This is a genomic window from Burkholderia sp. LFS061 (genome assembly GCF_047978125.1).
GTDB lineage: Bacteria > Pseudomonadota > Gammaproteobacteria > Burkholderiales > Burkholderiaceae > Burkholderia > Burkholderia pyrrocinia_C.
Map to the genome: position 1 here is coordinate 26,912 of NZ_JBFPFS010000047.1, position 25,364 is coordinate 52,275.

Sequence of the window (25,364 nt, forward strand, 5' to 3'; positions counted from 1 at the left end):
CTCAGAGCCGGTTGAAATGAAAATCCCCCGCATACGCGGTGGGTGCGCGGCGCGCCATCATCACGTCGAATTCGGCCGCGACGCGCGTGAGCGTGCCGCGTTGCCGCTCGATATCCGCCTGTGCGAGCGCGGCGAACGCGTCGGCATCGAAGGTCACGGTCAGCGACGCCGGATGGCCGTCGACGCGAAAACCGATATGCAATGCGCCGGCCGGCTGCTCCTCGACATGGAACGGCATCGCGCGCGCCTCGAAATGGCGGCCGAGCGTCTCGGCGATGTCGCGCAGCATGCCGGGTCTGATACGGACGCTCATTGCATGCCCTCCATTCGCGTTCGCGGCGCCGCGCCCGCCGGCGGTGCACGCACGGGCGGATCGCGCAAAGGCGGTTCGCGTTCCGGCGGCGCATGCCCGGGCGGATCGCCTTCTGGTTCGCGGTACGGTTCCGGCATGTCGGGCGGCACGTCGTCGGGATCGGGCGGCTCCGGGTCCGGCTCCACGTCGGGCATCGGCGGGTCAGGCCGGTGCAGCCACTGATCGCGGTCGTGACTCATCTGCACTCCATAGGGGCGCTTCGTTGCGTTGTCTGACGGATGTGGCCAAGGTCCGCAATCCGCGTGCCGTCCGTTCGCGGCACCCGCACGCCGGCGCTGCTGCGCATACGCGCGCGCTCGCGGCGCGCGCCGTGCATTCGCTACACCGTTCGCTGCAATTCTTGCAAGCGCGCCGCTACGCGTCGTACGCGGCCATCACGAGCCACAGCTCGCGGCCGTCGTCCCGCACACGCGCCGCCAGCGCATACGGGTCGGCCGGCTCGCATGCGCGCTGCAGCGCGAAGCGCGCCGGCTCGGTCGAGCCGAACGTCTCGTCGCCGAGCGGCCGCACGTCGGCCTTGCCCTCGAACATCCGGCGCTCGGGCCGGTAGATCAGCGGTTCGTGTTTCCACGTATCGAAATGGCTCTTCACCGAATCGAATCCGCCGCCGCATACGTTGATCTCGTAGCGTACGCCTGGTCGTCGTTTCGGAATCATCGTCGTGTCTCCGCTTGATGCGCGCACCGCAGGCACCGGGTGCGCCGCGCGTTGCTGCCATGGTCGTCTTCGCCGCCGACGTGGCAAATCGCGTGCCGCGTGCGATCCGGGAACGGCCGTTGCGGGAAATCGGCGTCATCGTCACCGATACGGAGCTTCGCCATGAAGGATTCGACCCGGTCCGGCCACGACGCGCCGGAGCGCAAGCAGCGCCCCTCCCCATCGCAGCCGCTGAAGCCTGAGGACCGCACGCACACGCGCCATTCGGAACGCCATATCGACAAGCAGCTCGAGGACACGTTTCCGGCGAGCGACCCGCCCGCGACCGGCGGCATCACGCGCATCGAGCCCGACACGCCGCCCGGCACGCACGACGAAGGGCCGTGGCAGGACAAGCGCGAACGCCGCGACAGATGACGGCGACGAACGACAGGCCGCGTGCGCCGCACGGCATGCGGTTTGCTGAATGAGCCGAAGCATTGCCCACACCCAACCCGCAAGGAGGACTTTCATGCATCGCGTCAACGAAATCATGTCGCAGGACGTCGTGTGCATCGCGCCGACCGACTCGATCCGCCATGCCGCGCAACTGATGGAGCGCTACGACATCGGCGCGCTGCCCGTGTGCGACAACAACCGGCTGATCGGGATGGTGACGGACCGCGATCTCGCGGTGCGCGCGATCTCGGCCGGCAAGCCGCCGGAGACGCGGATTCACGAAGTCGCGTCGGGCCCGATCGAATGGTGCTTCGACGACGATTCGCTGGAAGAGATCCAGCACTACATGGCAGACGCGCAGTTGCGCCGCCTGCCCGTCGTCGATCACGACAAGCGGCTGGTCGGCATGCTGTCGCTCGCGGACATCGCGACGCGCTCGGCCGGCCCGACGCATGACGACGTCGCGAACACGCTCGAAGGCGTGTCGCAGCCGAGGCAAACGTGACGGGTCGAGCCTTTGCTTCGCCCCGTCCCGACCACCCGCGCGACCCGCGGCCCGCCCGGGCACGATCGCGCACCACGCAGCCTGGAGGAAACACCATGCAGACTTCCAATCAAGGTCAGACCCGCATCATCGGCAAGGGCGCCGCAACGGCGGCCGGCCCCGGCCCCGACGTCATGGCGGCCAACACGCTGGAAGGCGACAAGGTCTATACGACCGACGGCGACGACGTCGGCAAGATCAAGGACATCATGCTCGACGTGCGCTCGGGCCGCATCGCGTACGCGGTGCTGTCGAGCGGCGGCCTGCTCGGCATCGGCGACAAGCTGCTCGCGATCCCGTGGAGCGCGCTGACGCTCGACACCGAGCGCAAGTGCTTCCTGCTGTCGGTGTCGTCGGAGCGGATCAAGAACGCTCCCGGCTTCGACAAGGACCACTGGCCGGCAATGGCCGATCCGCAATGGGCCGAGCCGCTGCACGAGTACTACGGCAGTACGCCGTACTGGAGCCCCGGCGACGAACTCGGGCTGACCGATCCGACCGAGGAACTGAACAATCCGCGCACACGCGACCCTCATTGAGCGTTCGCGACCGGCCGACACGCCCCGCGCATGCGGGGCTTTTTTTTCGTCTGCCGGCCGCCCTTATTGATAACCATACGACATCAATTCATCCAAAAATCGCACTTATCGTTTCTCCGTCTCCGGGCGAACATTGCCAAAACGACAATCGATCGCCTTCCGCGCATTGTCAGGATTTTTCTGGAGACACCCCGATGCACCCCTCGCCCAGCCTTCCGACCGGACGTTCGAAGGCCGCCGCGGTATTCCGCGTCACGGCCGGCAACTTCCTCGAGCAGTTCGACTTCTTCCTGTTCGGCTTCTATGCGACGCAGATCGCCGCCGTGTTCTTTCCCGCCGCGAGCGAGTTCGCTTCGCTGATGATGACGTTCGCCGTGTTCGGCGCCGGCTTCCTGATGCGGCCGCTGGGCGCGATCGTGCTGGGCGCGTACATCGACGACGTCGGCCGCCGCAAGGGTCTCATCGTCACGCTGGCCATCATGGCAAGCGGCACCATCCTGATCGCGTTCGTACCGGGTTACGCGACGATCGGCCTGCTCGCACCCGCGCTCGTGCTGATCGGGCGACTGCTGCAGGGCTTTTCGGCGGGTGCCGAGCTGGGCGGCGTGTCGGTCTATCTTGCCGAGATGGCCACGCCCGGCCGCAAGGGCTTCTATACGAGCTGGCAGTCCGCCAGCCAGCAGGTCGCGATCGTCGTCGCGGCGGGCCTCGGCTTCGCGCTCAATCAATGGCTCAGCGCATCGGCCATCGCCGCATGGGGATGGCGCGTCCCGTTCTTCGTCGGCTGTACGATCGTGCCGTTCATTTTCATGCTGCGTCGCAATCTGGAGGAAACGCAGGAATTCAAGGCGCGCCGGCATCGTCCCGGCATGAAGGAAGTGTTCGGTACGCTGGTCCAGAACTGGGGCGTGGTACTCGCAGGCATGATGCTGGTTGCGATGACGACCACGAGCTTCTACTTGATCACGGTCTACGCGCCGACCTTCGGCAAGACGGTTCTGCACCTGAGCACCGCGGACAGCCTGCTCGTGACGCTGTGCGTCGGCGTGTCGAATTTCGTCTGGCTTCCGATCGGCGGTGCGCTGTCGGACAGGATAGGCCGCCGGCCGCTGCTCGTCGGCATGACGGTGCTCGCGATCGCGACCGCCTATCCTGCGCTGTCGCTGCTCGCTCATGCGCCGTCGTTCGTCAACATGCTGCTCGTGCTCCTGTGGCTGTCGTTCATGTACGGGATCTATAACGGCGCGATGATCGTCGCGCTGACGGAAGTGATGCCGGTGGAGGTGCGCGTGGCAGGCTTCTCGCTCGCCTACAGCCTCGCGACGGCCGTATTCGGCGGCTTCACGCCCGCCATCTCGACGGCGCTGATTCACATGACCGGCGACAAGGCTGCGCCGGGCTACTGGATGAGCCTCGCCGCGGTGTGCGCGCTGCTTGCGACGTTCGCGCTCTATCGCCGCCGGACGCCGACGCTGACACCCGCGCACTGACGCCCCATGCCGAGCAACCTGCCCCGACTCCGCACGACCACAACCATGAAAAACCTGCTCCTGAAACTGTGCGCGACCGCGCTCGTCGCCACCTCCGCAGTCGCCGCGAACGTACAAGCCGCCGAGCTGCACGTGATGAGTTCGGGCGGCTTCACCGCGGCCTACAAGCTCCTTGGCCCGCAGTTCGCGTCCCGCACGGGCAACACGCTCGACACCGCGCTCGGCCCGTCGATGGGCAAATCGCCCGAGGCGATTCCGAACCGGCTCGCGCGCGGCGAGCCTGCCGACGCGGTGATCATGGTCGGCTACGCGCTCGACGATCTGATCAAGCAAGGCAAGGTGATCCCCGGATCGCGCGTCGAGCTGGCCGATTCCCGCATCGGCATGGTCGTGCGCGAAGGCGCGGCGAAACCCGACATCAGCTCGACCGAAGGCCTGAAGCAGGCGCTGCTGCACGCAAAGTCGATCGCCTACTCGGATAGCGCGAGCGGCGTCTATATCGAGCGGGAGTTGTTCAGGAAGCTCGGCATCGAGGATCAGGTGAAAGCGAAGGCGAAGATGGTCCCGCGGATCCCGGTCGCGTCCGTGGTCGCGAACGGCGACTACGAAATCGGCTTCCAGCAGGTGAGCGAACTGCTGCCCGTCCATGGCGCGACCTTCGTCGGCAAGATTCCCGAATCGCTGCAGTCGGTCACACGCTTCGCCGCCGGCATCCCCGTCGGCGCGCAACATCCAACGGAAGCGAAGGCACTCCTCGACTATCTCGCGTCGCCCGACGTGCAGCCGGAAGTGAAGTCGACCGGACTGGATTCCGTCTCCGCACAGTAAGCACGAACCACGGGAAGGCGTGCGTCAGACAGCCTTCCCGTCGCGCCCGGCGTTGTCCGCGGCATCATCGGCGCAGTTCAGGTTCGCCGGCTCGGCCGCGCTCAGCATCCGCGCGAGCCGCTCACGATCGCACTCCCCTTCCCACGACGAAACGAAGATCACCGCGCACGCATTGCTGATCACGCTCGTCAGCGCGCGCGCCTCGGACATGAAGCGATCGATGCCGACCAGCAGCGCGACCCCGGCAACCGGCAGGTCGGGCATCACGGCGAGCGTCGCGACGAGCGCGACGAGCCCGCTGCCGGACACGCCGGCCGCCCCCTTCGACGTAAGCAGCATGACGGCGAGCATCGCCGCGATTTGCGGCGCGGAAAGCGGCACGTCGCACGCCTGCGCGATGAACAATGCCGCGAGCGTCAGGTAGATCGCCGTGCCGTCCAGGTTGAACGAGTAGCCGGCCGGCAGCACGAGGCCCACGACGCCCTTGTCGCACCCCAGCGACTCCAGCTTGACGATCAGCCGCGGCAACACCGGCTCCGTGGACGAGGTCGCGAGGACGATGAGCAATTCCTCGCGCAGGTAGCGCAACAGCCGCCACAACGCGAAACCGTGCAGTCGTGCGAGCGGCGCAAGCACCAGCGCGACGAACAGCACGCAGGCCACGTAGAACGACGCCATCAGCCTCGCGAGCGAGCCGACCGAGCCGATGCCGAAGCGGCCCACCGTGAACGCCATCGCGCCGAATGCGCCGAGCGGAGCGAGCCGCATGATCATCGCGAGCACGCGAAAGACGATCTGCGCGACGCCGTCGATCAGCGCCAGCACGGGCCGACCGGCCTGCGGATACGCATTCAGCGAAAAGCCGAACAGCAGCGACAGCAGCAGCACCGGCAGCACCTCGCCCTTCTGGAACGCGCCGAGCATCGTATCGGGGATCACGCTCAACGCGAACTCGACGAGCCCGTGCGGTTGCGCATGCCGTACATATTGCGCGAGGATGCTCGAATCGAGATGGCGCACGTCGACATGCATGCCGGCGCCGGGCCGCAGCACGAACGCGGTGACGAGCCCGAATGCGAGTGCGGCGGCGGTCAGCAGATAGAACAGCACCAGCGCGCGCACGATCGTGCGCCCGATGGCCTTGCCGTTCGCCAGCGACGTGATGCCGGAGACGATCGTGCAAAACACGATCGGCGCGATCATCATCCGCACGAGGCCGACGAATGCATCGCTGAGCGGCTTGAGCAGCGAGCCCGCCGACGGCCAGAAGTGGCCGACGCTCACGCCGAGCACCATCGCCAGCAGAACCTGCACGTAGAGCGAACGGAGCGGTCTTGCCAGCCTCACGATGCGGTGTTCCCCGATGTCCTGTTTGTGTTCTTGATCTTCGTCACTTCGATGCATCGCTGCTTGCGGCGCCGGCGCGTTTCGCATCGACGATCGCCCGGTGAAACTCCTCCGCGGCCGGCGTCAGCGCGCGGCCGCGCCGTTTCACGATGCCCACCCGGCGCTTGACCACCGGTTCGACGAGGGGCACGCTCGTGAGCACGGGATGGTCGTGTCCGGGCATCGCCATCGACGGTACCGCGGCGACGCCGAGCCCGGCTTCGATCAACCCGAGCAGGGTCGTCACGTGGCGCGTCTCGCACACGCTCGGCGCCCGCGGCGCGACGGTCGTCAATGCCTGGTCGAGCAGCAGGCGGTTGCCGGAAGTCTTGTCCACCGACACATACTCGTACTCGTAAAGCTCGTTCCAGGTCACGCGCTTCTTGCGCGCGAGCGGATGGTCGCGCCGGCACGCGGCAACAAACCGTTCCTGCAGCAGCAGCTTGAACTCGATCTCCGGCTCCTGGCTGCCCATGAAACTCACGCCGAAATCGGCCTCGCCGCTGATGACCGCGCCCAGCACCTCGTTCGCGCTCGCATCCAGCAGCTTGACCCTGATGCGCGGAAAGCGGCGATGATAGCTCGCGATCACGTTCGGCAGGAAGTAGTAGGCCACCGACGGCACGCATGCAATCGTCACATGACCGAGGCGGCTCGACGAAACGTCACGGATGCCGAGCAGCGCGACGTCGAGATCGTCCAGCAGTTGCTCGGCGCTCGGCGCGAACACGCGCCCGACGGTGGTCAGCGTGACGCTGCGGGTGGTGCGCTCGAACAACCGCACGCCGAGCGCTTCCTCGAGTTTGTCGATCCGGCGACTCAGCGCGGGCTGCGAAATGCTGATCGCGTCGGCGGCCTTTCGGAAGCTTCCCAGCTCCACCACCGCGCGAAACGCCTGCAAGTCGGTCAAATCGAAGTTGATTCCCACGGGCCACGCCTCCGCATTTCAGATGCCGGGTATTGTGCATGATTCAGGCAAGCTCACCCAGCCCGGAGATGCCCGGCTCCTGCGCCCGCTACGCGCTGTGCCGCAGCGCATCGATCACGACGGAGAACGCGCGCAATGCCCGGCGGCGATCGCCGTCGCGCTCGTATGGTGCGGCACGTCGACGGCGGCCGGATCGTCGCCGGGGATGGGTTGCATCGCGTCTCTCCCCGTCAGCGGATGCAGGCAGGCCGTAAGCTGCGCGCCCATGTCGACTGCATGCGGCATGCCGGTTGCTCCATGTTCCGTATCGTCGATACGGGAGCCATCGATGCGCGGGATGTCGATTTTCCAGCCAGGCCACGCGAGCGCGTCGCTTGCCGCGTGCAGGCCGGCGCGCCGGTTCGCGCAGGCAGCCGCATGCGGCGCGCGAGCCCGCGCAAGAGGCGCCGCATGACGCGCCAGGCAGCCGCTCGTCCGGCCCTCGCCGCCCGCGGAGACGACGCGCCGGCGACGCTCGACGCGTGCCGACGCTGCGCGCTGTGGGAACACGCGACGCAACCGGTTCCGGGCGCCGGGCCCGTCGACGCTACGATCATGCTGGTCGGCGAGCAGCCGGGCGATCAGGAGGACCGCAAGGGTTTGCCGTTCGTCGGCGCGGCCGGCCGCATGCTCGACCGCGCGCTCGACGAGGCCGGAATCGAGCGCGCGCACGTCTACCTGACGAATGCGGTCAAGCACTTCAAATGGGAGCCGCGCGGCAAGCGGCGCCTGCACAAGACGCCCGCGCAACGCGAGGTCGCCGCGTGCCGCTACTGGCTCGAACGCGAGCTCGACGCGGTGCGCCCGCGCGTGATCGTCGCGCTCGGCGGTACCGCGCTGCGCGCGGTGCTGCAGGACAACGACGCGACGCTCGAGCCCACGCGCGCGCCGGTGCGGACCGCCGAAGGTCGGCTTGTCGTCGCAACCTGCCATCCGTCGTATGTGCTGCGTACGCGCGGCGCCGACTCTCGCGAACACGCATACCTGACGCTCGTCGATGCGTTGCGTACCGCGTCGCGCCTCGCGCGCGGCCACGGCGACGGCCAAGGCCACGGCGACCAAAATGGCAACGACGGCAGCAACGGCGGCCGGCCGGGCGCATCGGGAGACGCCGGATGAGCGGCCCGCGCCGCGGCCTGCGGCCGCGAAGCCGTGGTACCGGCGGCTCGGCCCGGGCCTGCTCGCGGGCGCATCCGACGCCGACCCGAGCAACGTCGCCGTCTACGCACCGGCGGGCAGCCAGTTCGGCTTCAACATGCCGTGGATGGTCGTCGGCATGCCGACGTGATCCGGCTCCGGCTAATCGTTGCGCCCACAACGTGATGGCACGTGATGGCAGCCGGTCCGCCGGCAATCCGCCGCTGCCCGGCTGCCGCTCCCGTTACATCATCTTGCCGCGCGAGCGTTCGGCACGCGCCGCATCGGCCGCCGATTCGACCTTCTTCACCTCCTCCGGCGGCGGCAGCACGGCCTTGAAGCCCATCGACTCGATCCACATCTCGCGTGCCCAGCCGCGCGTGTGGTACAGGTGGTGATCCTCGTCGGCCTCGACCTCGTCGTGCGCGCCCTTCAGCACCTTCGCGGCATCGCCCGACAACTGGTCGGCCGCATAGCCGATCAGCTCCCAGTTCAGGTGGTCCTTGGTCTCGGCGAGCACCACGCATTCGGCCGCGACGATCTGCGCGACGGCCGGATCGGCCTGCTTGCGCGCCTGCTCGATCACGTGGACGAGCGACTTCCCGGTGGCCGCCACCGCGCTGCGCCCGGGCGACTGCGCGTCGGGATCCATGCCGAGCGTATCGAACACCTTGCGCAGCACCTCCTGATGATGGAGCGTCTCGCGGTGGTACTTCTCCCATTCCTTGTGCAAATCCTCGTCGGTCGCGCACTGCAGCGCAGCCTCGTAGATCTTCGCGCCGCCAAGCTCGGTTTCATACGCCTGACAAAGCAGTTCGCGGATGCCTTCGTGCTTCTGTTGCCGGTGTGCCATGAACGTCTCCAGGATACGGGCCGCACATGCGGCCCGGGGTTGAACGGGCACGCGTCATTGCGCGCCCACCTTGCGCTCGAGCGCCTGCGCCAGGCTCAGGTGATGCCTGAGCGTCGGCAGCGCGGCGCTCGCAAACGCGCGCAGTTCGGCGTCCCCGCCGTCTCGCGCCTCGCCTTCGAACAGCGCGACGGCCTTGCGGTGCGCATCGGGGCCGGCCGCCGCGACGTACGCGACGTCGAAATCGTGGCCGCTCTTGCCGCGCAGCGCCTCGACGTCCGGGTCCGCGATCTGATCGGCCTGCGGTTTCATGCCCTTGCGCGCGGCAATCTCGTTCAGCCGCGCGTTCGCCTTGCCGTGATCGGCCACCATGCGCTGCGCGAACGCGCGCACGTCCGGCGACTGCGCCTGCTTCAGCGCAAGCTGGCTCGCCTGCACCTCGGCCTTGCCGGCGATCGCGGCCTTGTCGATGAATTCCGCGTCGCCGCCCTGCGGCGCCTTCGCGATCCGCGCATCGCCCGCGCCCGACGACGGGTCGATCACGCCGCCCGGCGCGCGCGAATTCGACGCGGGCGGCCCGCCCGGCATCTGCGCATGCACGAGGCCCGGGACAGCGAGCGCGAGCGCGGCGAGTGCTGCGATCGTCCAGTTGAAGTGCTTCATCCGTCTTCTCCTTGCTTGGGGCGGCCGGGACGGACAACCGCCAGCCGCCGCCGATCGAACCGCCGTTCGGGCGCGATGTCCGGCCCGTCCCGCCCTCGCGTGCCCTCGCACGACCGGACGCGAGCGGCGCGTTGCAGCCGATCAGTTCGTCCTGCTCCCCGACGCGGCGGCGTCCGGCCGGCGCACCGGATCGAAGTCGTGCCATTCGCCGTCCTGCCAGTCGCCTTCGACGCGCTCGATCGACATCGCGCCGGTCGCGCGCAGCACGTCCTCCGCCGTGTTCGCGGTATCGGGCGTCACGCGCGCGGCCAGGATCACGCCGGTGTCGCTGTGCGCGAGCGCGCCCTTGCCTTCGACGCGCTCGCCGCGCATCCGGCCGAGCGCGCCGCCGAGCGCGCCGAGATACGCGCCGGCCAGCGCGCCGGCGGCCGGCACGAACCACTCGCGCACGCCGAGTGCGTAAGCGGCCAGCCCCGCGACGACACCGATCAGCAACCCGCGCATCGCGCCGATCATCGCGCCGCGGCCGCCCGGCTTAGCCGCCGAGTCGGCATATACGTCGCCGCCGATCGGAAAGCGCGCATGCTGGCCGCCCGGGTTCAGGAAGAAGATCGACACGTCGTCGGGACCGAACGCGCGTTCGTACAGGTAGCGCGCCCCGCCTTCCGCTTCGTCGAACGTCGTGAAGCGGCCTGCGACGATCATCGCCATGTTCGTGCTCCTCGTGACGGTGCGCCGCGTGGGCGGCGCGACATGGCGGCGCTTACATCAGCCGCCCGAGTTCCTTCGACACGGACGCCGGCGTGCCGTATTCGCGATCGGGAATGCGCGTGAGCAGGTCGATCACGCCGCGGTCCGCATGCGCGCGCTCCGCGCACTGGACGACGTCCGCCTTGCTCGCCGGATAGTCGAGCCCCTTCAGCGTCTTCCGGATGTCGACCGGGCCCGGCGCCTTGCCGTGCCCGGTCTGGTGGCCGCCCTTGTCGCGGTCCTGCACCGCGCGCTCGCCTTCGTGCGAACGCGAGCGGCTGAGTTCGTGGCCCGTGTGCAATCGGGATGTCATCGAAGCCTCCTTCGGAAAAATGCCGGGCTTGGCTCACGTGGAAGCGCGTCGCGAACGCGCGAGCGCGGCGACCACGAGCGCCGCGCCCAGCGCGACCGCACCCGCGACCTTCGGCCGCTGCACCACCGTGTTGTACGCGCAACCGCGCAGCACCGGCCCGTCCATGCCTTCGCGCTCGTGCAGCGCGTGACGCGACTCGTACAGCGCGTTGTCGTCGCGCGGCCGCGCGGGCCGCACCGTGCGCTGGCCGCGCGAGAACAGCGTGGCCGCGACGCGATCGAACAGGTGCGGCGCGTGGTATGCGCTCGCCGACGCGAATTTCGCGGCGCCGCCGACGAACAGCGTGCGGCGCGCGTGCGCGGCCGCGATCAGGATCGCGTCGGCGACGAGAGTGGGGTCGTAGATCGGCGGCGGCAGCTTCGCTTCGACGTTCATGTAGTTCTTCGCGTGGATCACGAACATCGTATCGATCGCGGCCGGCTTGATCAGCGTGACGGATACGGGCAGGTGGTCCGCTTCCATCTCGAGCCGCAGCGAATCGGTGAAGCCCTTCACCGCGTGCTTCGACGCGACGTAGGCGCTTTGCAGCGGCACCGGCGCGTCGGACGCCTCGCTGCCCATGTTGATGATCGCGCCGCCGTGGAAATCGCTCTTGCGCCGGAAATGGTCGGCCGCGACGAGCGACCCGTGCACGACGCCCCAGTAGTTGGTATCGAACAGCCGCCGCTGATCCTCGAGCGGCACGGCGGCCGCCGTGCCGAAGATCGACACGCCCGCGTTGTTGATCCACGTATCGAAACCACCATATGTATCGACTGCGGCCGCGGCCGCGCGCTGCAGATCCTCGATGTTGCCGACGTCGCCGGCGACCGGCACCGCGAGGCCGCCGTGCTGGCGGATTTCATCGCACAACGTGTTCAGCGCCTCCTGGTTGCGTGCGAACAGCACGAGCTTCGCGCCGCGCCGTGCCGCCTTGCGCGCGGTGACGAGGCCGATGCCGCTCGTCGCGCCGGTAATCACGATCGTCTGCTCGCCGACCGGTTTGAGCATGCAGTTCATGACTGGACTCCTGTTACGGCGCCGACGTCACTTGGGCCGGATGGTCAGCTGATCGCGCACGCTCCGCACGCCGTCGAGCTGCTTCACGACGCCGACGGCCTGCGTACGCTGCTGCTCGTCGGGCACGCTGCCGGTGAGCGTCACGATGCCGCGCCGCGTCTTCACATGGATGTCGCCGGCCGTCAGGCCGCTCGTGCCGATGAGTTCGGCCTTCACCTTGGTCGTGATCGTCGCGTCGCGGATCTTCATGCCGGTCGTCGAATGCGACGACGACGACGCGGCGCTGTCGTCGCCGGCGGCGAGCACGTTCGGCGCGACCATTGCGCAGGCCGTGGCCGCGGCGATCGCGACGGCCATGCCGATGCGCTTTGCGGGATGACGACCCGATCGCGGTGACCGGGCTTGCAGCGGGAATATCTTCATCGTGACCTCCTTTCGTCGGGCCGGCATGGCCGGCGGGCACGTGTCACCCGCGCAAGGCGCGTGCCGCGGCGCCGGCGCCGCATGCACGCGCGTGGCGCCTGGTGGAGGTGCTTTCATCCAATGCGTTGTAATTTTTTCGGCGCGCATCTGCCGGGCATGACGATTGCCGGGCGATGGGTAACGGGCGGGTAACGGGCACTTAACGGGTGGGTAACGGGCGCGCGTCGACGCGACTGCCCGCATCGGGCGACATCATGAGGGAATCGCATCGATCGGCGAACGCGCACCGGCGCGGGAAAGGAGATACCCGCGGAACCCCGGCACGACGGCGCGCTACGCATGCGCGGCGTCAGCCGGTGCGCTTCGTTACCTGCGCAATCTTGCGCGCCAGTTCGCGCACGTCGACGGGCTTGCACAGATAACCTTCGAACCCGGCTTCGAGCGCGCGGCGTTCGTCGGCGAGGCCCGCGTGCGCGGTCACGGCCAGCACGCGCAGGTCGGACAGCCCGCCGCCGCCGTTCATCGCGCTGCGCCGCAACGCATCGAGCAGCCAGAATCCGTCGCCGTCCGGCATCGCGAGATCGGACAGCACGACGGTCGGCCGCATGTCGGCGGCCACCGCGAGCGCTTCCCGGCCCGACGATGCGATCGCGACAGTCGCGCCGAACGTGGTCAGCGCGGCGGTCAGGCTCGCGCGCGTCGTTGCATCGTCGTCGACGATCAGGATGCGCTGCGCATCCAGCACGAGCGGCTCGTGACGGCCATCCGCCTGCGCGATCCCCCAGGCCATCGCGCCCATCGGCTGCCAGCCGGCCGGCAGCGTCACCGTAAACGTCGCGCCGCGATTGCGGCCCGCGCTCTCGACGGCCACGCTGCCGCCGTGCAGTTCGACGATATGCCGCACGATCGACAGGCCGAGCCCGAGGCCGCGCCGCGACGACGCGGGCGAATCGTCCGCACGGCGGAACATGTCGAACACGAACGGCGCGAACTCCGCCGCGATACCCTGCCCGGTGTCGGACACGGTCAGCACCACGCGCGTATCGACGCGCGCCAGCGCGACCGTCACGGCGCCGCCGCTCGGCGTGAACTTGAGCGCGTTCGACACGAGATTCGACAGCATCTGCCGCAGCCGCTCGGCATCGCCCGACACGATGCAGGTGGCCGCCGTGCATTCGAACTCGAGCACGATACCGGCCGACGACGCGGCCGTCTGGAACGCGCCGACCGAGTCGGAGAACAGCCGCACGACATCCACCGGCATCGCGTCGAGCTGCAGCTTGCCGGTCGCGAGCGACGATGCGTCGAGGATGTCGCCGACCATCCGCGTGAGCGAGCGAGCGCTGCGGTCGATCGCGTCGATCGCCTGCTGCTGCAGCGCGTCGTCGCCCGCGTTGCGCAGCACCTCGACCCAGCCGTAGATCACGTTCAGCGGCGTGCGCAATTCGTGCGATACCGTCGCAAGCAGCTCGTCCTTCAGGCGGTTCGACGTATCGGCCTGGTCGCGCGCATGGCGCGCGCGCTGCAGCGAGCGCAGCGTGCGCAGGTCGCGCAGGCGCTGCGCGCCGGTTTCGCGCAATGTCAGCGACAGCGCGACGCACGCACGCGCGTCGCCGCTCACCGGGCCCGCCGCCGCCGTCGCACGAAAGCGCCGGCCATCGCGTCGCACGCACAGCAGGTCGATCGGCCCAACCGCTTCGCGCATATCGTCGAACGATTCGGCGAACGGCCTGCGTTTCAGCCAGCGCATCGCGACCAGCGATTCGAACGCGCGCCCGAGCGCGTCGCCTTCGTCATAGCCGAACAGGCGCTGCGCGGCCGGGTTCCAGCTGACGATGCGGCCGCCGGCATCGACGCCGACGATCGCGTCCGGCGATGCGTCGACCACCGCGCGCTGCAGCCGCGACGCGTCGACGCGCGAACGATCCGCGCCGGCATCGCGCAACAGCAGCACCGCGCCGTCGATGTTGCCGTCGACATCGGCGATCGGCGACGCGACCTCGACGATCGGCACCGGCTCGCGACCGTCCGCATGCAGCCAGTGCTGGTCGGACACGACGCCCGCGCCGCCGAGCGCGCGATCGAGCGGCGTCGCCGGCACGCGGCGGCCGGCGCGATCGAACACCCGCAGCACGTCGCGCGCGGCGCGGCCCGTCGCATCGGCTGGTGCGCAGCCGACGAGTGCAGCCGCGGCCGCGTTCATGTACGTGAGCCGTCCGTTCGTATCGGTTGCGATCACACCATGCGGCAGCGCCTGCAACACGGTTTCGAGCCGCCGATGCCTGGCCGCTTCGCGCCGGCGCGCGTATTCGTTCGTGAGTCGCGCGTGCCGCAGCATCGACGCAATCGCGCAGACGAGCGCACCGATCAGCACGAGCGTCCCGAGCCGGACGAGCCGCTCGGGCAGCGGCTCCGTATAGGCAGCCGGATCGGACAGGAACAGCGTCCACACGAGCATGCCGCTAATCACGGTCGCCACCATCCCGAACAGGAACGAGGTGGCCCACGCGGCGCCCGCGAGCAGCGGGTAGTAGAGGACGAACGGCAGGTTCACGCCGCCGAAGCGGATCGCGAGCGCCTGCAGCACGGTCGCGATCGCGACCAGCATCACGGCCGTTGCGTAATTCCCGGCGCGCATGCGCGAAAAGTCGATCATCGGATACGCTCCTGCCGCGCGACGACGATGCGTGACGCCACGCGGGAACGGGTGCACGAGCGCGATCGCGGCGGCATCAGGAATCCGGCTTGTCCGCTTCGTCTTCCAGTTGCGCGAGCCGGTTGTAGATCGTCTTCAGGCTGACGTCGAGCACTTCGGCCGCTTGCGCCTTCACGCCGCCGCATTGCGCGATCGTGCCGAGGATCAGCCGCCGGTCGACTTCCTCGAGCGGCGTGCCGAACGGCACGGTCACGCGATCCTCGTGCGAATCGACCATGTTCGACAGCTCTTCCATGATCGGCGGCGGCAGCGTCTCGATCACGTCCGCATCGCTGAAAATGCTCGCGCGCTGCACGAAGTTGCGCAGTTCGCGCACGTTGCCGGGCCATTCGTGGGTCTTCAGCGCTTCGCGCGCGGCCGGCGCGAAGCGCAGATGCCGGCCGCTCTCTTCGTTGAAATGCTGCAGGAACGCGTCGGCGAGCATCGGGATGTCGTCGCCGCGCTCGCGCAGCGGCGGCAATGGAATCGGAAACACGTTGATCCGGTGAAACAGGTCGGGCCGCAGCTTGCCGTCCGCCATCGCGGCCTCCGGATCGCGGTTCGTCGCGGCGACGATGCGCACGTCGACGTCGATCTCGCGCGTCGAGCCGAGCCGCGTAAGCCGCCCCGTCTCCAGCACGCGCAGCAGCTTGACCTGCGATTCGACCGGCATCTCGGTGATCTCGTCAAGAAACAGCGTGCCGCCGTCCGCGCGTTCGAAGAAGCCCTTGTGCTGGCGCTCGGCGCCGGTGAAGCTGCCGCGGTCGTGGCCGAACATCTCGCTCTCGACCAGGTTCGCGGCGATCGCGCCGCAGTTCACCGCGAGAAACGGGCCGCGGCGGCGCAGGCTCAGGTCGTGCACCGTCTGCGCGGCCAGTTCCTTGCCGGTGCCCGATTCGCCCGTCAGCAGCACCGAAGCCTCGGTGCGCGCGACGCGGCCGATCGCATCGTAGACGGCCTGCATCGCGGGCGAGCTGCCGAGCATGCGGCCGAAACGCCCGAGGCGCTTCAGCTCCGAGCGCAGCTCGGCAATCTCTTCGTGCAGCGCGGTCGTGCGCGGCACGCGCGCAAAGATGCTGTTCAGCCGCTGCATGTTCAGCGGCTTCACGAGATAGTCGGTCGCGCCGCGTCGCAATGCGTCGATCGCGGTTTCGAGGCTCGCGTGGCCGGTGGTCAACACCATTTCGCAGTGCGAGCGTTTCGGCAATGCGTCGAACAGATCCATGCCGTTGCCGTCCGGCAGCACGAGATCGCACAGCACGAGATCGGGGGTATGCGTCGTGACGAGCGTGCGCGCTTCTTCGAGCGTCGCGGCCGTATCGCATGCGAGCTGCTGCGTGCGTGCGAGTGTCGCGAGCATCGTGCGCGTATCGGCATCGTCTTCGACGATCAGGACATAGGGCATCGAGGCTCCTTGTGAGGCGGCCCGGCGCGGGCACTGGCCGGAACCGCGACGGATGTGCGGCGCAGCACGCGCGGCCGGCACACGGCAACACCTTCCGCACTGCATACCAATGAGCGGACCGGCCGTCCTGCAATGAAAAACGCTGCTTCGAAGTATAGAAGACCCCGGTCGCGCATTCGTCGCTCATCGAATAAATCTATCTGCCGCGGCGGCTCGCATTGCCAGATTCAATGTCGCGCCGTTTGTATAAAAGGTAAGCTCCGTACAGGAAAACGACGCATGCCACGTCGTTTTTTCATCAGACCTCGACAATATTCGGTCAAATCTTCCTGATTCGATATCGCGCCATGGCGAAAACCGGCGATGACAGCGAGCGACTCTTCGGTCGCTCGCGTACGATCCAGGCCCTTTTACTGAAGGTGTCGCGCGTCGCGACCACGCACGCCAGCGTGCTGATCGTCGGGGAAAGCGGCGCCGGCAAGGATATCGTCGCGCGTCTCCTGCACGACCTGAGCCCGCGGCGGCGCGGGCCGTTCGTCCCCGTCAACTGCGGGGCGATCGCGCCCGACATCGCGGAATCGCATCTGTTCGGTCACGAAAAAGGCAGCTTCACCGGCGCGGTCGCGCAGCATGTGGGCATGTTCGAGGCCGCGTGCGGCGGCACGCTGTTCCTCGACGAGATCGCGGAAATGCCGGGCGAGCTGCAGGTCAAGCTGCTACGCACGCTCGAATCGAACACGATCGTGCGCGTCGGCGGCCACGAATCGATTCCGCTCGACGTGCGGATCGTCGCGGCCACGCATCACGATCCCGTCGAGGCCGTGCGCAGCGGGCGCCTGCGCGAAGACCTGTTCTACCGAATCGCGATGATCGCGCTGCATGTGCCCCCGCTCAGGCAGCGCGAGGACGATGTCGGCGATATTGCACTGCAGATCGTCGAGCGGCTGAACGCGCGGCACCGCACGAGAAAGCGCCTGTCGATGCAGGCGATGAAGGCGCTGCGCGCGTATACGTGGCCCGGCAACGTGCGCGAACTGCGCAATGCGCTCGAGCGTGCGTTCATCCTCGCGGACGAGCAGATCGACCTGCAACTGCCGCGCCGCCAGCCGCCGCACGAGGAAGTGCGCCACAACGCGATGACGCTGCATATCGGCACGACGCTCGCGCACACGCAGCAGCGCTTCATCGCCGCGTCGCTGCGGCATTTCAACGGCGACAAGCCGCGCACCGCGAAAGCGCTCGGCATCAGCCTCAAGACGCTGTACAACCGTCTCGCGCTGCTGCCCGAGCACGAGCGCAGCGCGGTGAACGGCGCTGCGGCGCCGAACCCCGGTGACGCAGGCGCCGCCACCATCGCCACCACCAGCGCGAGCGCAGCCCCGCCGCCGGGCGCACCGAATCAGTGAGCGCGGCGGCGCATGCTCATGCCATCGCGCGGCACATCGCCGCGCACGTTTCGCACGCGAGCGCGCAGTTGCGGCAATGATCGTGCGCATGCAGCAGGCATTCGGTCGCGCACAGGTCGCACGCCTGCGCACACAGTGCGCACACGCTCGGCACGAGCACACTGCGGCGCGCCATCGCGCCCGACGCGAAGCGGCACAGCTGCGCGCATTCGATATCGAGCGCGATGCAGGCCGCCAGCGCGTGCCCGTCGGGTTCCGCGAGGCACGCGGCCAAACACGCATCGCACGCATGCGCACACGCGTCGCACGCGGCCATGCAGTTGTCGTATCGATCGTCCATCGCATCGCTCCTCGTTCCGGTTCACATACGTCAGGGTTCGAGCTGCACCTTCATCCGGCCCGGTTCGCGCGCGACCGCATCGGCCATATCGGCGATATCCGGGTCGGGCACCGTATCGATGCGAATGTCGCCGATGCCGAGAAACATGACGGCTTTCATGTGCGGCCCTCGTTGTCGAAAGCGGGACGGCGAACGTGACCGTCGAACTGATCGAGCAAGGCGCGCGCCCGCGCAACGGCGCTAGCGTCAGGTCAAACAGCGGCGGGTTTGCGTCGAGTCGGGCGTCGCCTTCAATGCGGCAGCGCGGACGCGGCCTTCAGGCTCGCGACGATCATCTGCATCGCGATCGCCGCGAGAATCATTCCCATCAGGCGCTGCGTGACGGCCGTCACGCGCGAACGCACGACTGCGTGTCGTACGACGCAGCACCGCCGGATCCGCGTTCACGACCGACGGAGGGCCCCGACCGATGCACGCAACCGACACCTTCGCGGATCACGAGATTCGCGTCGAAGCGACGCGCAACGCAAACGGCGCGCGGGTCGCGCAGGTGCGGATCTTCCGCGACGGCGCGCCCGTCGACCTGCCGGCACCCGAGCTGGCCGGGCCGCTGTCACACGGCTGCAATCTGCCGCTCCAATGCCGCTTCCGCCTTCAGGCTGTCGAGATCGCGGCCGATCGTCACGATCGCGAGCCGCGTGTCGCCGCGCCAGTATGCGATCGAGCAGTCGTGCGCGCCGAGGTCGCCGTCGATCTCGACGCGATCCCATTGCTCCGCATGCCCGACATAGTTGACCGTCATGTCGTAATGCTGGCTCCAGAAGAACGGCACCGCGTCGAACGGCTGCTGCTGCCCGAGCATGTTGCGCGCCGCGACGCTGCCCTGCCGCTCGGCGACGACCCAGTGCTCGACGCGAATGTGCTCGCCCGTCAGCGGATCGGGCCAGCGTGCGATGTCGCCGGCCGCGTAGACGCCGGGCGCGCTCGTCTGCAGGAAGCGGTCGACCGTCACGCCGCGCTCGACCGCAAGCCCCGCGTCCTGCGCGAGCGCAACGTTCGGATGAACGCCGATGCCGACCACCACGACATCGGCCGGCAGCACGTCGCCGGTCGACAGCGTCACGCTGTCCGGTGCGATTTGAGCGAGCGTCGTGCCGAGATGGAACACGACACCATGCGATTCGTGCAGCGCCTTGATCGCGTCGCCGAGCGCTTCGCCGAGCACGTGCGCCATCGGTTGCGCATCGGGCGCGACGACATGCACGTCGAGCCCGCGCGTGCGCAACGCAGCGGCCGCTTCGAGCCCGATGAAGCTCGCGCCGACCACGACGCAACGGCGCGCCGTTTTCAGCTTGCCGATCAGCGCGTCGCCGTCGGCGCGCGAGCGAAGCACACACACGTGCGGCAGATCCGCACCGGGCACGGTCAGCCGGTTCGGTTCGGCGCCCGTTGCAAGCAGCAGCGCGCCGTATCCGACGCGGCCGCCGTCGGCCAGCTCGACCGCATGCTGCGCGGGATCGATCCGCGCGACCCGCGTGCCGCACCGCACGTCGATTCGATGGTCGGTATAGAACGACGGCGCGCGCAGCGGCAGCCAGTCGGCGTCGGCCGTGCCCGCGAGATAGTCCTTCGACAAATTCGGCCGGTCGTACGGCGGATCGCGGTCGGCGCTCAGCAGCGTGACGGGATGCGGATAACCTTCCTGCCGCAGCGTCACGGCGGCCGCGATCGCAGCGGCGCCGCCGCCGACGATCACCACCGATGCGGGCAACCCGGCCGCATTCAGCGCCGGCGGCGCGGCGGCCGGCCGCGCATCGAGCACGATTGCGCGACCGTCGCGGCGTTCGACGCGCCAGCACGGCAGCCCGTCGAGCGCCGGCGCGCGCAGCCGCGCGCCGGTACGCAGGCAGAACGCCGCGTGGTGCCACGGGCAGCGGATCGTGTCGCCGACCAGCAGGCCGTCGGCCAGCGGCGCGCCGTAGTGCGTGCATTGCGCGCCCACGGCAAACAGTTCGTCGGCGCGGCGCACGAGCAGCACCGCTGCGTCGCCGACATGGCCCTCGATCATCGCGCCGTCGGCGATGTCGTCGAGCGCGATGCCCAGCGCGAGATCAGGGTGTGAAGACGAGGAATCGCTTCCGGACATGACATCGCTCCCGCAGAGTCAGGTAACGATCCCATTATCGGCGTCCTTCATGAAAAGAACAGGTACAAACGCCCCGCGGCGCACGCAAACACCGACTGTAGCTTGTACGCGATCCATGACCGGCGTGGAACGTCATCGACGTTGCGGCGCAACACGCAGCCGCCGTGTAATCGTAGTTCCGCGCGGCCCGCGCAATTCGCGTGCCGTTCCGTCTTCATTCCGTCACCGGAGGTTCTCCCATCACCGACGCGCGCACGGCTCGGCGATGCGCGGGCCCGCGTGGACTCACGCGTCGTCGACGTTGTCCGCGTAGTGGTCGATCGCGACCTTGCACTCGTCGAACACCACCGTCAGCTGCTCGACGTCGTTCGACTCGACCCACTTGCGGATCTGCAGGAAGTAGCCGGTGCCGAGATCGGCGATGCGGGCCGGATCCTCGGTCGTCACGTCGACAGTCGCGATCGCGCGGTTGCCGGGCAGCGGCGACAGCGTCGCCGCGATGTCGAAGCGCCGGTACGATTGATCGATGCGCATGCTGTTCTCCCGAAGCGGTTGGAAGGCGGCGCTCAGCCGAGCGCCTGGCGGAAGACCTTGCCGCCGAATCCCGTCACGACGTTGTCGACCGAGAACGGCGTGGCTTCCTTCGCCTCGAGAATGATCGCGACGCTGCCGGGCACGAGCCGCGCGGCCACCGTCTCGACGAACGTGCCGTCGAGCAGCGCGTTGCCGGCCGCGTCCGCGAGGATGCCGGCACCCGCGCCGGCCGCCATGCCCGTGACCACGCCGAGCGGCCCGGCGAGGATCCCGAGCAGGCCGCCCGCGATCGCGCCGATCACGCCGCCCTTGAACGGCCGCGATTCGGCGGCGAGCACCGCGAGCTTGCCGGCCGCGTCCTTTTCGACGACGACGCCGTTCTCGATGTGGAATCCTTCATTCTTCTCGGACAGCGCCTCGAAATCGTTCGCGGCCTGACGGGCCGTGTCGACGCTGCCGAACACGGCGACGATCAGTTGCTTGGTCATTCGACACCTCTCTCGTGTGGATGCGCATATGCTGCCGGCACACATCGCGCGGCGCGCCGGCAACCCGGTGTTCATTCAGATGCCTGTGGCTTCGACACGTGCGCGGGCTGCCTCGACATACGCATGCGCGGCCGCCTGCTGCATCGCGACGACGGACGGCGCACGTGTGCGCGCCGGATCGGCGTCACGCGCGTCGCGCGCCTGCCGATACGCGTCCGACGACGCGTGCTGCAAATCGATCGCCTGCTTCGTTGCGACGGAATGCGTGCTCATCCAGCCCCTGCTGTAGAAACATGGTGCATATCGTTCGCGCGTCACCGGCCCCCCACATGCGCATCCTCCTCGACATCGTCGACGTCGGCCGGAAAACGATGCTGGCCGAAGCTCAGGATCAGCACGCCCACCGCGAGCAGCACGATCCCGAACGTCGTCATCAGCATCCGCTCGGGGCTGTCGGTCGCGCCGCGCAGGATCAGGTCGCGCGCGAGCGACGTCATCGCAATGAACAGCGGAAACCGCACGGGCAACCGGCCGAGCCGCAGGTAGCGCACGTTCATCGCGAGCACTTCCAGATACAGGAACATGAGCAGCAGGTCGGTCAGCGACACCTCGCCCGCGAGCACGACCTTCCAGGCTTCCTGCGTCATCGCGAACGCGGTCGCGAGCCCGATCACGATCAGCCCGGCCAGCTCGGCCGCGTGAAGGAAATGGCCGAAGCGGCGACGGATGCGCTCGGACGGAGAACAGGAAACGGTGGACGTATTCAAGTTGACGGTCGGTGTGATGATGCGTGAGCGGTGCCGGACAGGCCGCCATGCTCGACCACCGCGACATAAACACGCATCGCTTCCAGCAGGTTCATGGTGACGCTCCTCGTCGGCGGCGCAGCGGAACCTAATCTACTGCACGCTGCACGCACGCTCAAGAGCACAGCGCCGCGCATGCCAGGAGTACAGCTGCGCGGCCGCCGCGCAAATTCCGGCCCCGTTTGACCCATTCGAATGACAGATTGACGATACGTGTTCCAAAGACCCGCCGAAGCTGCTAGATTGCATGCTCGACGACGTTGCGCGGTGCGGGCAAGTCACGCGCCGGGCGGCCGGCCGCCGCCGCTGCGGCCCGTTGCGCGATGCCCGCGCAACGTCCTTCATCCGCATGTCACAAAGAGAACAGTCGCATGACACAGTCCAACCGTTCGCCTTCGCGCGCCGCGGCAGCCGCGGCCCGTCCGCCCCGACATGACTGACCGGCAGGCCGCGATGCAGACACCTCCCCCGCTCTCCCAGGCCGTTCACAGCCCGATCACGCGCAGCGCGATCTTCCTCGTGGCAACGATCAATCCCGGCGCCGATCGCGCCGACACGATCCGTTCATGGTGCGGCGACATCGCCGCGCTCGTGCGCTCGGTCGGCAAGCGCGTGCCCGGCGGCAACCTGACCTGCGTGTGCGGCTTCGGCGCCGACGCGTGGGATACGCTGTTCGGCGACCCGCGCCCCGCGTCGCTGCATCCGTTCCGCGAATTCGGCGCCGGGCAGCGCGTCGCGGTCGCGACGCCGGGCGACATCCTGCTGCACATCCGCGCCGAAGCGATGGACCTGTGCGTCGAACTCGCGACGCAACTGCTCGGCGCGCTCGGCAGCGCCGTCACGGTCGTCGACGAGGTGCACGGCTTCCGCAATTTCGACCAGCGCGCGATGATCGGCTTTGTCGACGGCACCGAGAACCCCGAAGGCCGCGAAGCGGTCGACTTCACGGTGATCGGCGATGAAGATGCCGAATTCGCGGGCGGCAGCTACGTGATCGTGCAGAAGTACCTGCACGACATGGCCGGCTGGAACGCGCTCGCGGTCGAGACGCAGGAGCGCATCATCGGCCGCACCAAGCTGTCCGACATCGAGCTCGCGCCGGACGTGAAGCCGTCGTCGTCGCACAGCTCGCTGACCACGCTCGACGAGAACGGCCAGGAAGTGAAGATCCTGCGCGACAACATGCCGTTCGGGCGTCCGGGCGCCGGTGAATTCGGCACCTATTTCATCGGCTATGCGCGCTCGCCGGCGCCGATCGAGCAGATGCTCGAGAATATGTTCGTCGGCCGCCCGCCCGGCAACTACGACCGCCTGCTCGACTACAGCCGCGCGGTCACCGGCTCGCTGTTCTTCGTGCCGTCGGCCGACCTGCTCGAAGCGCTCGCCGATCGCGCGGCGCCGGCCGCCGACGCCGCGCAACCGGAATCCTCGTCGTCCGCGCCGCAGCGCGACGGCTCGCTGAAAATCGGCTCGCTGAAAGGAACCCAAGCCTATGAATAACCTGCACCGCGAACTCGCCCCGATCTCGTCGTCCGCCTGGGAACAAATCGAGGAGGAAGTGGCGCGCACCTTCAAACGCTCGGTGGCCGGCCGCCGCGTCGTCGACGTCGACGGCCCCGCGGGCCCCGAGCTGTCGGCCGTCGGCACCGGGCACCTGGTGGAGGTCGCCGCGCCGCGCGAGCAGGTGAACGCGCGGCTGCGCGAAGTCCGCACGATCGTCGAGCTGACGGTGCCGTTCGAACTGAGCCGCGATGCGATCGACAGCGTCGAGCGCGGCGCGCGCGACGCCGACTGGCAACCGGCGAAGGACGCCGCGCAGCGGCTCGCGTTCGCCGAGGACAACGCGATTTTCGACGGCTACCCGGCCGCCAGCATCGTCGGCATCCGCGAAGGCACGTCGAACCGCAAGCTCACGCTGCCGGCGGACGTCAGCGCGTACCCGGACGCGATCAGCGACGCGCTCGAAGCGCTGCGGCTCGCGGGCGTCGACGGCCCGTACTCGGTGGTGCTCGGCTCGGACGCGTATACCGCGCTCAGCGAGGCGCGCGACCAGGGGTATCCGGTTCTCGGCCACATCAAGCGGATCGTCAGCGGCGAGATCATCTGGGCGCCGGCGCTCAGCGGCGGCTGCGTGCTGTCGATGCGCGGCGGCGATTACGAGTTGCACCTCGGGGAAGACGTATCGATCGGCTACACGAGCCATAGCGACAAGGCCGTCCGCCTGTACCTGCGCGAAACCTTCACGTTCCTGATGCTGACGAGCGAAGCATCGGTGGCCGTGGCGCCGCAGGCCAGCACCGCGGCCTGATCCAGGTTGCCTGCGCGCGATGCCCGCCCGGGCGTCGCGCGCGACCGGCCGCATGTTCGTCGCCGATCGAACCCATCTTGCATGGAGAATGTCATGAGCGATACGAATGATGCATTGCAGGCACTGCAAGCGTCGGTCGACAGCCTGAAGAAAACGGTCGATGCGAACGCGGGCAGCGAGGCCAGCGACACCGCCGTGCTGTTTACCGTCGTGTCGCTGATGCTGGCCGAGTTGCCGCCCGACACGCGCAACCTGATCGAGGATTCGTTCTCCGTCTGGGCCAATGGTCTGCCGAATGCGGCACTGTCGACGGACGTGAAGCAGATCGCCCGCCAGCGGCTCGCGATGAAACTGTCCGACTGATCGCGGTTCGCCACGGTTGGCGCCATGTCCGGCCCGTACCGTGCAACTGGACCTCTCGTTCGGCCACCACGCACGCATCGGCTGCGATGCGCGCGCGGCAGGCCCACCCGCATCACCGTCCGTTTGCCGCCGACCGGCACCCTGCGCGCCGATGTCGCACCGCGATCCGTTCGCGTTTCCCTCCCCCGTGCCTCCAGTCATCGCACGCTGCACATGCCGCGCGCGCCCGCGTCGCCGCGTGCGCGCCCGTCTGTACTCCTTGTCCCCCGTGCGTGCGCGCATGTGAGGGTGCAATTCGCAGTCGGTCCGGCGCGCAACTGTGTCTTGGATGCCTCCCGCCGAGGCGCTATTTTGAACGCAGTCGAAGCGATGCCGTGGGCTCCTCGCAGCATGCGCGCTCCCCGCCGCGACCGTGCGCCTCGCCGGCGCGCGCGGCGCGACAGCGTGGGCGCGGCC

General features: G+C 68.5%; 31 protein-coding genes and 1 pseudogene. 11 read left to right on the plus strand and 21 right to left on the minus strand.

Features of this window, described 5'->3' with window-relative positions; genetic code table 11:
- Position 1: 1 nt before the first annotated feature.
- The 3 genes from ACNQQL_RS29785 to ACNQQL_RS29795 all read right to left on the minus strand — a co-directional run bounded on the left by ACNQQL_RS29785 (position 2) and on the right by ACNQQL_RS29795 (position 1,030).
- Complete coding sequence (locus ACNQQL_RS29785) at positions 2-313, minus strand: hypothetical protein (protein ID WP_347067697.1); 312 nt, start codon at positions 311-313, stop codon at positions 2-4.
- Positions 310-552, minus strand: a complete 243-nt coding sequence (locus ACNQQL_RS29790; RefSeq protein WP_347067699.1) for a hypothetical protein — start codon at positions 550-552, stop codon at positions 310-312. Before ACNQQL_RS29790 ends, ACNQQL_RS29785 begins: the two co-directional genes overlap by 4 nt.
- A 175-nt stretch (positions 553-727) precedes the next feature.
- Complete coding sequence (locus tag ACNQQL_RS29795; protein ID WP_034184667.1) at positions 728-1,030, minus strand: hypothetical protein; 303 nt, start codon at positions 1,028-1,030, stop codon at positions 728-730.
- 162 nt (positions 1,031-1,192) lie between these two features.
- Here ACNQQL_RS29795 and ACNQQL_RS29800 point away from each other — a divergent pair, with 162 nt between their 5' ends.
- The 5 genes from ACNQQL_RS29800 to ACNQQL_RS29820 all read left to right on the plus strand — a co-directional run bounded on the left by ACNQQL_RS29800 (position 1,193) and on the right by ACNQQL_RS29820 (position 4,869).
- Positions 1,193-1,447 (plus strand): hypothetical protein, encoded by a 255-nt coding sequence (locus ACNQQL_RS29800; RefSeq protein WP_072437845.1) that lies wholly within the window; start codon positions 1,193-1,195, stop codon positions 1,445-1,447.
- Between the two features lie 94 nt (positions 1,448-1,541).
- Entirely contained in the window at positions 1,542-1,973 is a 432-nt protein-coding gene (locus tag ACNQQL_RS29805; RefSeq protein ID WP_034184469.1) for a CBS domain-containing protein, read from the plus strand.
- 95 nt (positions 1,974-2,068) lie between these two features.
- Entirely contained in the window at positions 2,069-2,551 is a 483-nt protein-coding gene (locus tag ACNQQL_RS29810; protein WP_072437843.1) for a PRC-barrel domain-containing protein, read from the plus strand.
- A gap of 194 nt (positions 2,552-2,745) precedes the next feature.
- Positions 2,746-4,041, plus strand: a complete 1,296-nt coding sequence (locus ACNQQL_RS29815; RefSeq protein WP_034184471.1) for an MFS transporter — start codon at positions 2,746-2,748, stop codon at positions 4,039-4,041.
- 45 nt (positions 4,042-4,086) lie between these two features.
- Positions 4,087-4,869, plus strand: coding sequence for a substrate-binding domain-containing protein (locus ACNQQL_RS29820; protein WP_347067703.1), 783 nt, complete (start codon positions 4,087-4,089; stop codon positions 4,867-4,869).
- 24 nt (positions 4,870-4,893) lie between these two features.
- Here the strand turns inward: ACNQQL_RS29820 and dctA are convergent, their stop codons facing one another.
- The 3 genes from dctA to ACNQQL_RS29835 all read right to left on the minus strand — a co-directional run bounded on the left by dctA (position 4,894) and on the right by ACNQQL_RS29835 (position 7,468).
- Entirely contained in the window at positions 4,894-6,216 is a 1,323-nt protein-coding gene (gene dctA, locus ACNQQL_RS29825; RefSeq protein ID WP_204420771.1) for a C4-dicarboxylate transporter DctA, read from the minus strand.
- A 43-nt stretch (positions 6,217-6,259) separates the two neighbouring features.
- Positions 6,260-7,183, minus strand: coding sequence for a LysR family transcriptional regulator (locus ACNQQL_RS29830; protein ID WP_310133821.1), 924 nt, complete (start codon positions 7,181-7,183; stop codon positions 6,260-6,262).
- 114 nt (positions 7,184-7,297) lie between these two features.
- Positions 7,298-7,468: a hypothetical protein gene (locus ACNQQL_RS29835; protein ID WP_347067705.1), complete on the minus strand. Its 171-nt coding sequence runs from the start codon at positions 7,466-7,468 to the stop codon at positions 7,298-7,300.
- Between the two features lie 165 nt (positions 7,469-7,633).
- On the opposite strand from ACNQQL_RS29835, the gene ACNQQL_RS29840 reads away from it, so the two are divergent.
- Positions 7,634-8,341, plus strand: coding sequence for a UdgX family uracil-DNA binding protein (locus ACNQQL_RS29840; protein WP_416392783.1), 708 nt, complete (start codon positions 7,634-7,636; stop codon positions 8,339-8,341).
- Positions 8,286-8,495, plus strand: a pseudogene (locus ACNQQL_RS29845) (hypothetical protein); the annotation flags it as partial. The gene ACNQQL_RS29840 and the pseudogene ACNQQL_RS29845, both read left to right, overlap by 56 nt.
- 108 nt (positions 8,496-8,603) lie before the next feature.
- On the opposite strand, the gene ACNQQL_RS29850 reads toward ACNQQL_RS29845, so the two are convergent.
- From ACNQQL_RS29850 to ACNQQL_RS29885, 8 genes are all read right to left on the minus strand, one after another.
- Complete coding sequence (locus tag ACNQQL_RS29850) at positions 8,604-9,212, minus strand: DUF892 family protein (protein WP_072437840.1); 609 nt, start codon at positions 9,210-9,212, stop codon at positions 8,604-8,606.
- Between the two features lie 54 nt (positions 9,213-9,266).
- Positions 9,267-9,872 (minus strand): DUF4142 domain-containing protein, encoded by a 606-nt coding sequence (locus tag ACNQQL_RS29855; RefSeq protein WP_347067710.1) that lies wholly within the window; start codon positions 9,870-9,872, stop codon positions 9,267-9,269.
- Between the two features lie 141 nt (positions 9,873-10,013).
- On the minus strand, positions 10,014-10,583 hold the full coding sequence (locus ACNQQL_RS29860) for a hypothetical protein (protein ID WP_347067712.1): 570 nt from the start codon (positions 10,581-10,583) through the stop codon (positions 10,014-10,016).
- Between the two features lie 52 nt (positions 10,584-10,635).
- Complete coding sequence (locus tag ACNQQL_RS29865) at positions 10,636-10,935, minus strand: DUF2795 domain-containing protein (RefSeq protein ID WP_072437837.1); 300 nt, start codon at positions 10,933-10,935, stop codon at positions 10,636-10,638.
- A 33-nt stretch (positions 10,936-10,968) separates the two neighbouring features.
- Positions 10,969-11,994 carry an SDR family oxidoreductase gene (locus ACNQQL_RS29870; RefSeq protein WP_347067714.1) on the minus strand — a complete coding sequence of 342 codons (1,026 nt, stop codon included), beginning with the start codon at positions 11,992-11,994 and terminating at the stop codon, positions 10,969-10,971.
- A 27-nt stretch (positions 11,995-12,021) separates the two neighbouring features.
- Entirely contained in the window at positions 12,022-12,417 is a 396-nt protein-coding gene (locus tag ACNQQL_RS29875) for a BON domain-containing protein (RefSeq protein ID WP_347067716.1), read from the minus strand.
- Between the two features lie 349 nt (positions 12,418-12,766).
- A complete protein-coding gene (locus ACNQQL_RS29880; RefSeq protein ID WP_347067718.1) occupies positions 12,767-15,073 on the minus strand; it encodes an ATP-binding protein in 2,307 nt (768 codons plus the stop codon).
- Between the two features lie 76 nt (positions 15,074-15,149).
- Entirely contained in the window at positions 15,150-16,517 is a 1,368-nt protein-coding gene (locus ACNQQL_RS29885; RefSeq protein WP_072437832.1) for a sigma-54-dependent transcriptional regulator, read from the minus strand.
- Positions 16,518-16,864: 347 nt separating this feature from the next.
- Between ACNQQL_RS29885 and ACNQQL_RS29890 the strand changes: the two genes are divergently transcribed.
- Entirely contained in the window at positions 16,865-17,923 is a 1,059-nt protein-coding gene (locus ACNQQL_RS29890) for a sigma-54 dependent transcriptional regulator (protein ID WP_347067720.1), read from the plus strand.
- Positions 17,924-17,939: 16 nt separating this feature from the next.
- Here ACNQQL_RS29890 and ACNQQL_RS29895 read toward each other — a convergent pair whose 3' ends face one another.
- The 7 genes from ACNQQL_RS29895 to ACNQQL_RS29925 all read right to left on the minus strand — a co-directional run bounded on the left by ACNQQL_RS29895 (position 17,940) and on the right by ACNQQL_RS29925 (position 22,198).
- Positions 17,940-18,263 carry a four-helix bundle copper-binding protein gene (locus ACNQQL_RS29895; RefSeq protein ID WP_204420779.1) on the minus strand — a complete coding sequence of 108 codons (324 nt, stop codon included), beginning with the start codon at positions 18,261-18,263 and terminating at the stop codon, positions 17,940-17,942.
- A gap of 30 nt (positions 18,264-18,293) precedes the next feature.
- Entirely contained in the window at positions 18,294-18,422 is a 129-nt protein-coding gene (locus tag ACNQQL_RS29900; protein ID WP_347067735.1) for a hypothetical protein, read from the minus strand.
- Between the two features lie 454 nt (positions 18,423-18,876).
- A complete protein-coding gene (locus ACNQQL_RS29905; protein ID WP_347067722.1) occupies positions 18,877-20,409 on the minus strand; it encodes an FAD-dependent oxidoreductase in 1,533 nt (510 codons plus the stop codon).
- A gap of 285 nt (positions 20,410-20,694) precedes the next feature.
- A complete protein-coding gene (locus tag ACNQQL_RS29910; protein ID WP_174418547.1) occupies positions 20,695-20,943 on the minus strand; it encodes a hypothetical protein in 249 nt (82 codons plus the stop codon).
- Between the two features lie 32 nt (positions 20,944-20,975).
- On the minus strand, positions 20,976-21,431 hold the full coding sequence (locus tag ACNQQL_RS29915; protein ID WP_347067725.1) for a DUF1269 domain-containing protein: 456 nt from the start codon (positions 21,429-21,431) through the stop codon (positions 20,976-20,978).
- Positions 21,432-21,506: 75 nt separating this feature from the next.
- Positions 21,507-21,704: a hypothetical protein gene (locus tag ACNQQL_RS29920; RefSeq protein WP_347067727.1), complete on the minus strand. Its 198-nt coding sequence runs from the start codon at positions 21,702-21,704 to the stop codon at positions 21,507-21,509.
- Positions 21,705-21,745: 41 nt separating this feature from the next.
- A complete protein-coding gene (locus ACNQQL_RS29925; RefSeq protein WP_347067729.1) occupies positions 21,746-22,198 on the minus strand; it encodes a phosphate-starvation-inducible PsiE family protein in 453 nt (150 codons plus the stop codon).
- 471 nt (positions 22,199-22,669) lie between these two features.
- On the opposite strand from ACNQQL_RS29925, the gene ACNQQL_RS29930 reads away from it, so the two are divergent.
- From ACNQQL_RS29930 to ACNQQL_RS29940, 3 genes are all read left to right on the plus strand, one after another.
- Complete coding sequence (locus ACNQQL_RS29930; protein ID WP_347067731.1) at positions 22,670-23,737, plus strand: Dyp-type peroxidase; 1,068 nt, start codon at positions 22,670-22,672, stop codon at positions 23,735-23,737.
- Positions 23,730-24,545, plus strand: a complete 816-nt coding sequence (locus ACNQQL_RS29935) for a family 1 encapsulin nanocompartment shell protein (protein ID WP_347067733.1) — start codon at positions 23,730-23,732, stop codon at positions 24,543-24,545. Before ACNQQL_RS29930 ends, ACNQQL_RS29935 begins: the two co-directional genes overlap by 8 nt.
- Before the next feature lie 93 nt (positions 24,546-24,638).
- A complete protein-coding gene (locus ACNQQL_RS29940) occupies positions 24,639-24,908 on the plus strand; it encodes a hypothetical protein (RefSeq protein WP_175961783.1) in 270 nt (89 codons plus the stop codon).
- Positions 24,909-25,364 lie beyond the last annotated feature (456 nt).

Excerpts from the sequence above, each read along its gene's own strand:
- ACNQQL_RS29785 (WP_347067697.1), bottom strand. The coding sequence starts at position 313 with ATGAGCGTCCGTATCAGACCCGGCATGCTGCGCGACATCGCCGAGACG.
- ACNQQL_RS29790 (WP_347067699.1), bottom strand. The coding sequence starts at position 552 with ATGAGTCACGACCGCGATCAGTGGCTGCACCGGCCTGACCCGCCGATG.
- ACNQQL_RS29795 (WP_034184667.1), bottom strand. The coding sequence starts at position 1,030 with ATGATTCCGAAACGACGACCAGGCGTACGCTACGAGATCAACGTATGC.
- ACNQQL_RS29800 (WP_072437845.1), top strand. The coding sequence starts at position 1,193 with ATGAAGGATTCGACCCGGTCCGGCCACGACGCGCCGGAGCGCAAGCAG.
- ACNQQL_RS29805 (WP_034184469.1), top strand. The coding sequence starts at position 1,542 with ATGCATCGCGTCAACGAAATCATGTCGCAGGACGTCGTGTGCATCGCG.
- ACNQQL_RS29810 (WP_072437843.1), top strand. The coding sequence starts at position 2,069 with ATGCAGACTTCCAATCAAGGTCAGACCCGCATCATCGGCAAGGGCGCC.
- ACNQQL_RS29815 (WP_034184471.1), top strand. The coding sequence starts at position 2,746 with ATGCACCCCTCGCCCAGCCTTCCGACCGGACGTTCGAAGGCCGCCGCG.
- ACNQQL_RS29820 (WP_347067703.1), top strand. The coding sequence starts at position 4,087 with ATGAAAAACCTGCTCCTGAAACTGTGCGCGACCGCGCTCGTCGCCACC.
- ACNQQL_RS29835 (WP_347067705.1), bottom strand. The coding sequence starts at position 7,468 with ATGCCGCATGCAGTCGACATGGGCGCGCAGCTTACGGCCTGCCTGCAT.
- ACNQQL_RS29840 (WP_416392783.1), top strand. The coding sequence starts at position 7,634 with ATGACGCGCCAGGCAGCCGCTCGTCCGGCCCTCGCCGCCCGCGGAGAC.
- ACNQQL_RS29850 (WP_072437840.1), bottom strand. The coding sequence starts at position 9,212 with ATGGCACACCGGCAACAGAAGCACGAAGGCATCCGCGAACTGCTTTGT.
- ACNQQL_RS29855 (WP_347067710.1), bottom strand. The coding sequence starts at position 9,872 with ATGAAGCACTTCAACTGGACGATCGCAGCACTCGCCGCGCTCGCGCTC.
- ACNQQL_RS29860 (WP_347067712.1), bottom strand. The coding sequence starts at position 10,583 with ATGGCGATGATCGTCGCAGGCCGCTTCACGACGTTCGACGAAGCGGAA.
- ACNQQL_RS29865 (WP_072437837.1), bottom strand. The coding sequence starts at position 10,935 with ATGACATCCCGATTGCACACGGGCCACGAACTCAGCCGCTCGCGTTCG.
- ACNQQL_RS29870 (WP_347067714.1), bottom strand. The coding sequence starts at position 11,994 with ATGAACTGCATGCTCAAACCGGTCGGCGAGCAGACGATCGTGATTACC.
- ACNQQL_RS29875 (WP_347067716.1), bottom strand. The coding sequence starts at position 12,417 with ATGAAGATATTCCCGCTGCAAGCCCGGTCACCGCGATCGGGTCGTCAT.
- ACNQQL_RS29880 (WP_347067718.1), bottom strand. The coding sequence starts at position 15,073 with ATGATCGACTTTTCGCGCATGCGCGCCGGGAATTACGCAACGGCCGTG.
- ACNQQL_RS29885 (WP_072437832.1), bottom strand. The coding sequence starts at position 16,517 with ATGCCCTATGTCCTGATCGTCGAAGACGATGCCGATACGCGCACGATG.
- ACNQQL_RS29890 (WP_347067720.1), top strand. The coding sequence starts at position 16,865 with ATGGCGAAAACCGGCGATGACAGCGAGCGACTCTTCGGTCGCTCGCGT.
- ACNQQL_RS29895 (WP_204420779.1), bottom strand. The coding sequence starts at position 18,263 with ATGGACGATCGATACGACAACTGCATGGCCGCGTGCGACGCGTGTGCG.
- ACNQQL_RS29900 (WP_347067735.1), bottom strand. The coding sequence starts at position 18,422 with ATGAAAGCCGTCATGTTTCTCGGCATCGGCGACATTCGCATCGATACG.
- ACNQQL_RS29905 (WP_347067722.1), bottom strand. The coding sequence starts at position 20,409 with ATGTCCGGAAGCGATTCCTCGTCTTCACACCCTGATCTCGCGCTGGGC.
- ACNQQL_RS29910 (WP_174418547.1), bottom strand. The coding sequence starts at position 20,943 with ATGCGCATCGATCAATCGTACCGGCGCTTCGACATCGCGGCGACGCTG.
- ACNQQL_RS29915 (WP_347067725.1), bottom strand. The coding sequence starts at position 21,431 with ATGACCAAGCAACTGATCGTCGCCGTGTTCGGCAGCGTCGACACGGCC.
- ACNQQL_RS29920 (WP_347067727.1), bottom strand. The coding sequence starts at position 21,704 with ATGAGCACGCATTCCGTCGCAACGAAGCAGGCGATCGATTTGCAGCAC.
- ACNQQL_RS29930 (WP_347067731.1), top strand. The coding sequence starts at position 22,670 with ATGACTGACCGGCAGGCCGCGATGCAGACACCTCCCCCGCTCTCCCAG.
- ACNQQL_RS29935 (WP_347067733.1), top strand. The coding sequence starts at position 23,730 with ATGAATAACCTGCACCGCGAACTCGCCCCGATCTCGTCGTCCGCCTGG.
- ACNQQL_RS29940 (WP_175961783.1), top strand. The coding sequence starts at position 24,639 with ATGAGCGATACGAATGATGCATTGCAGGCACTGCAAGCGTCGGTCGAC.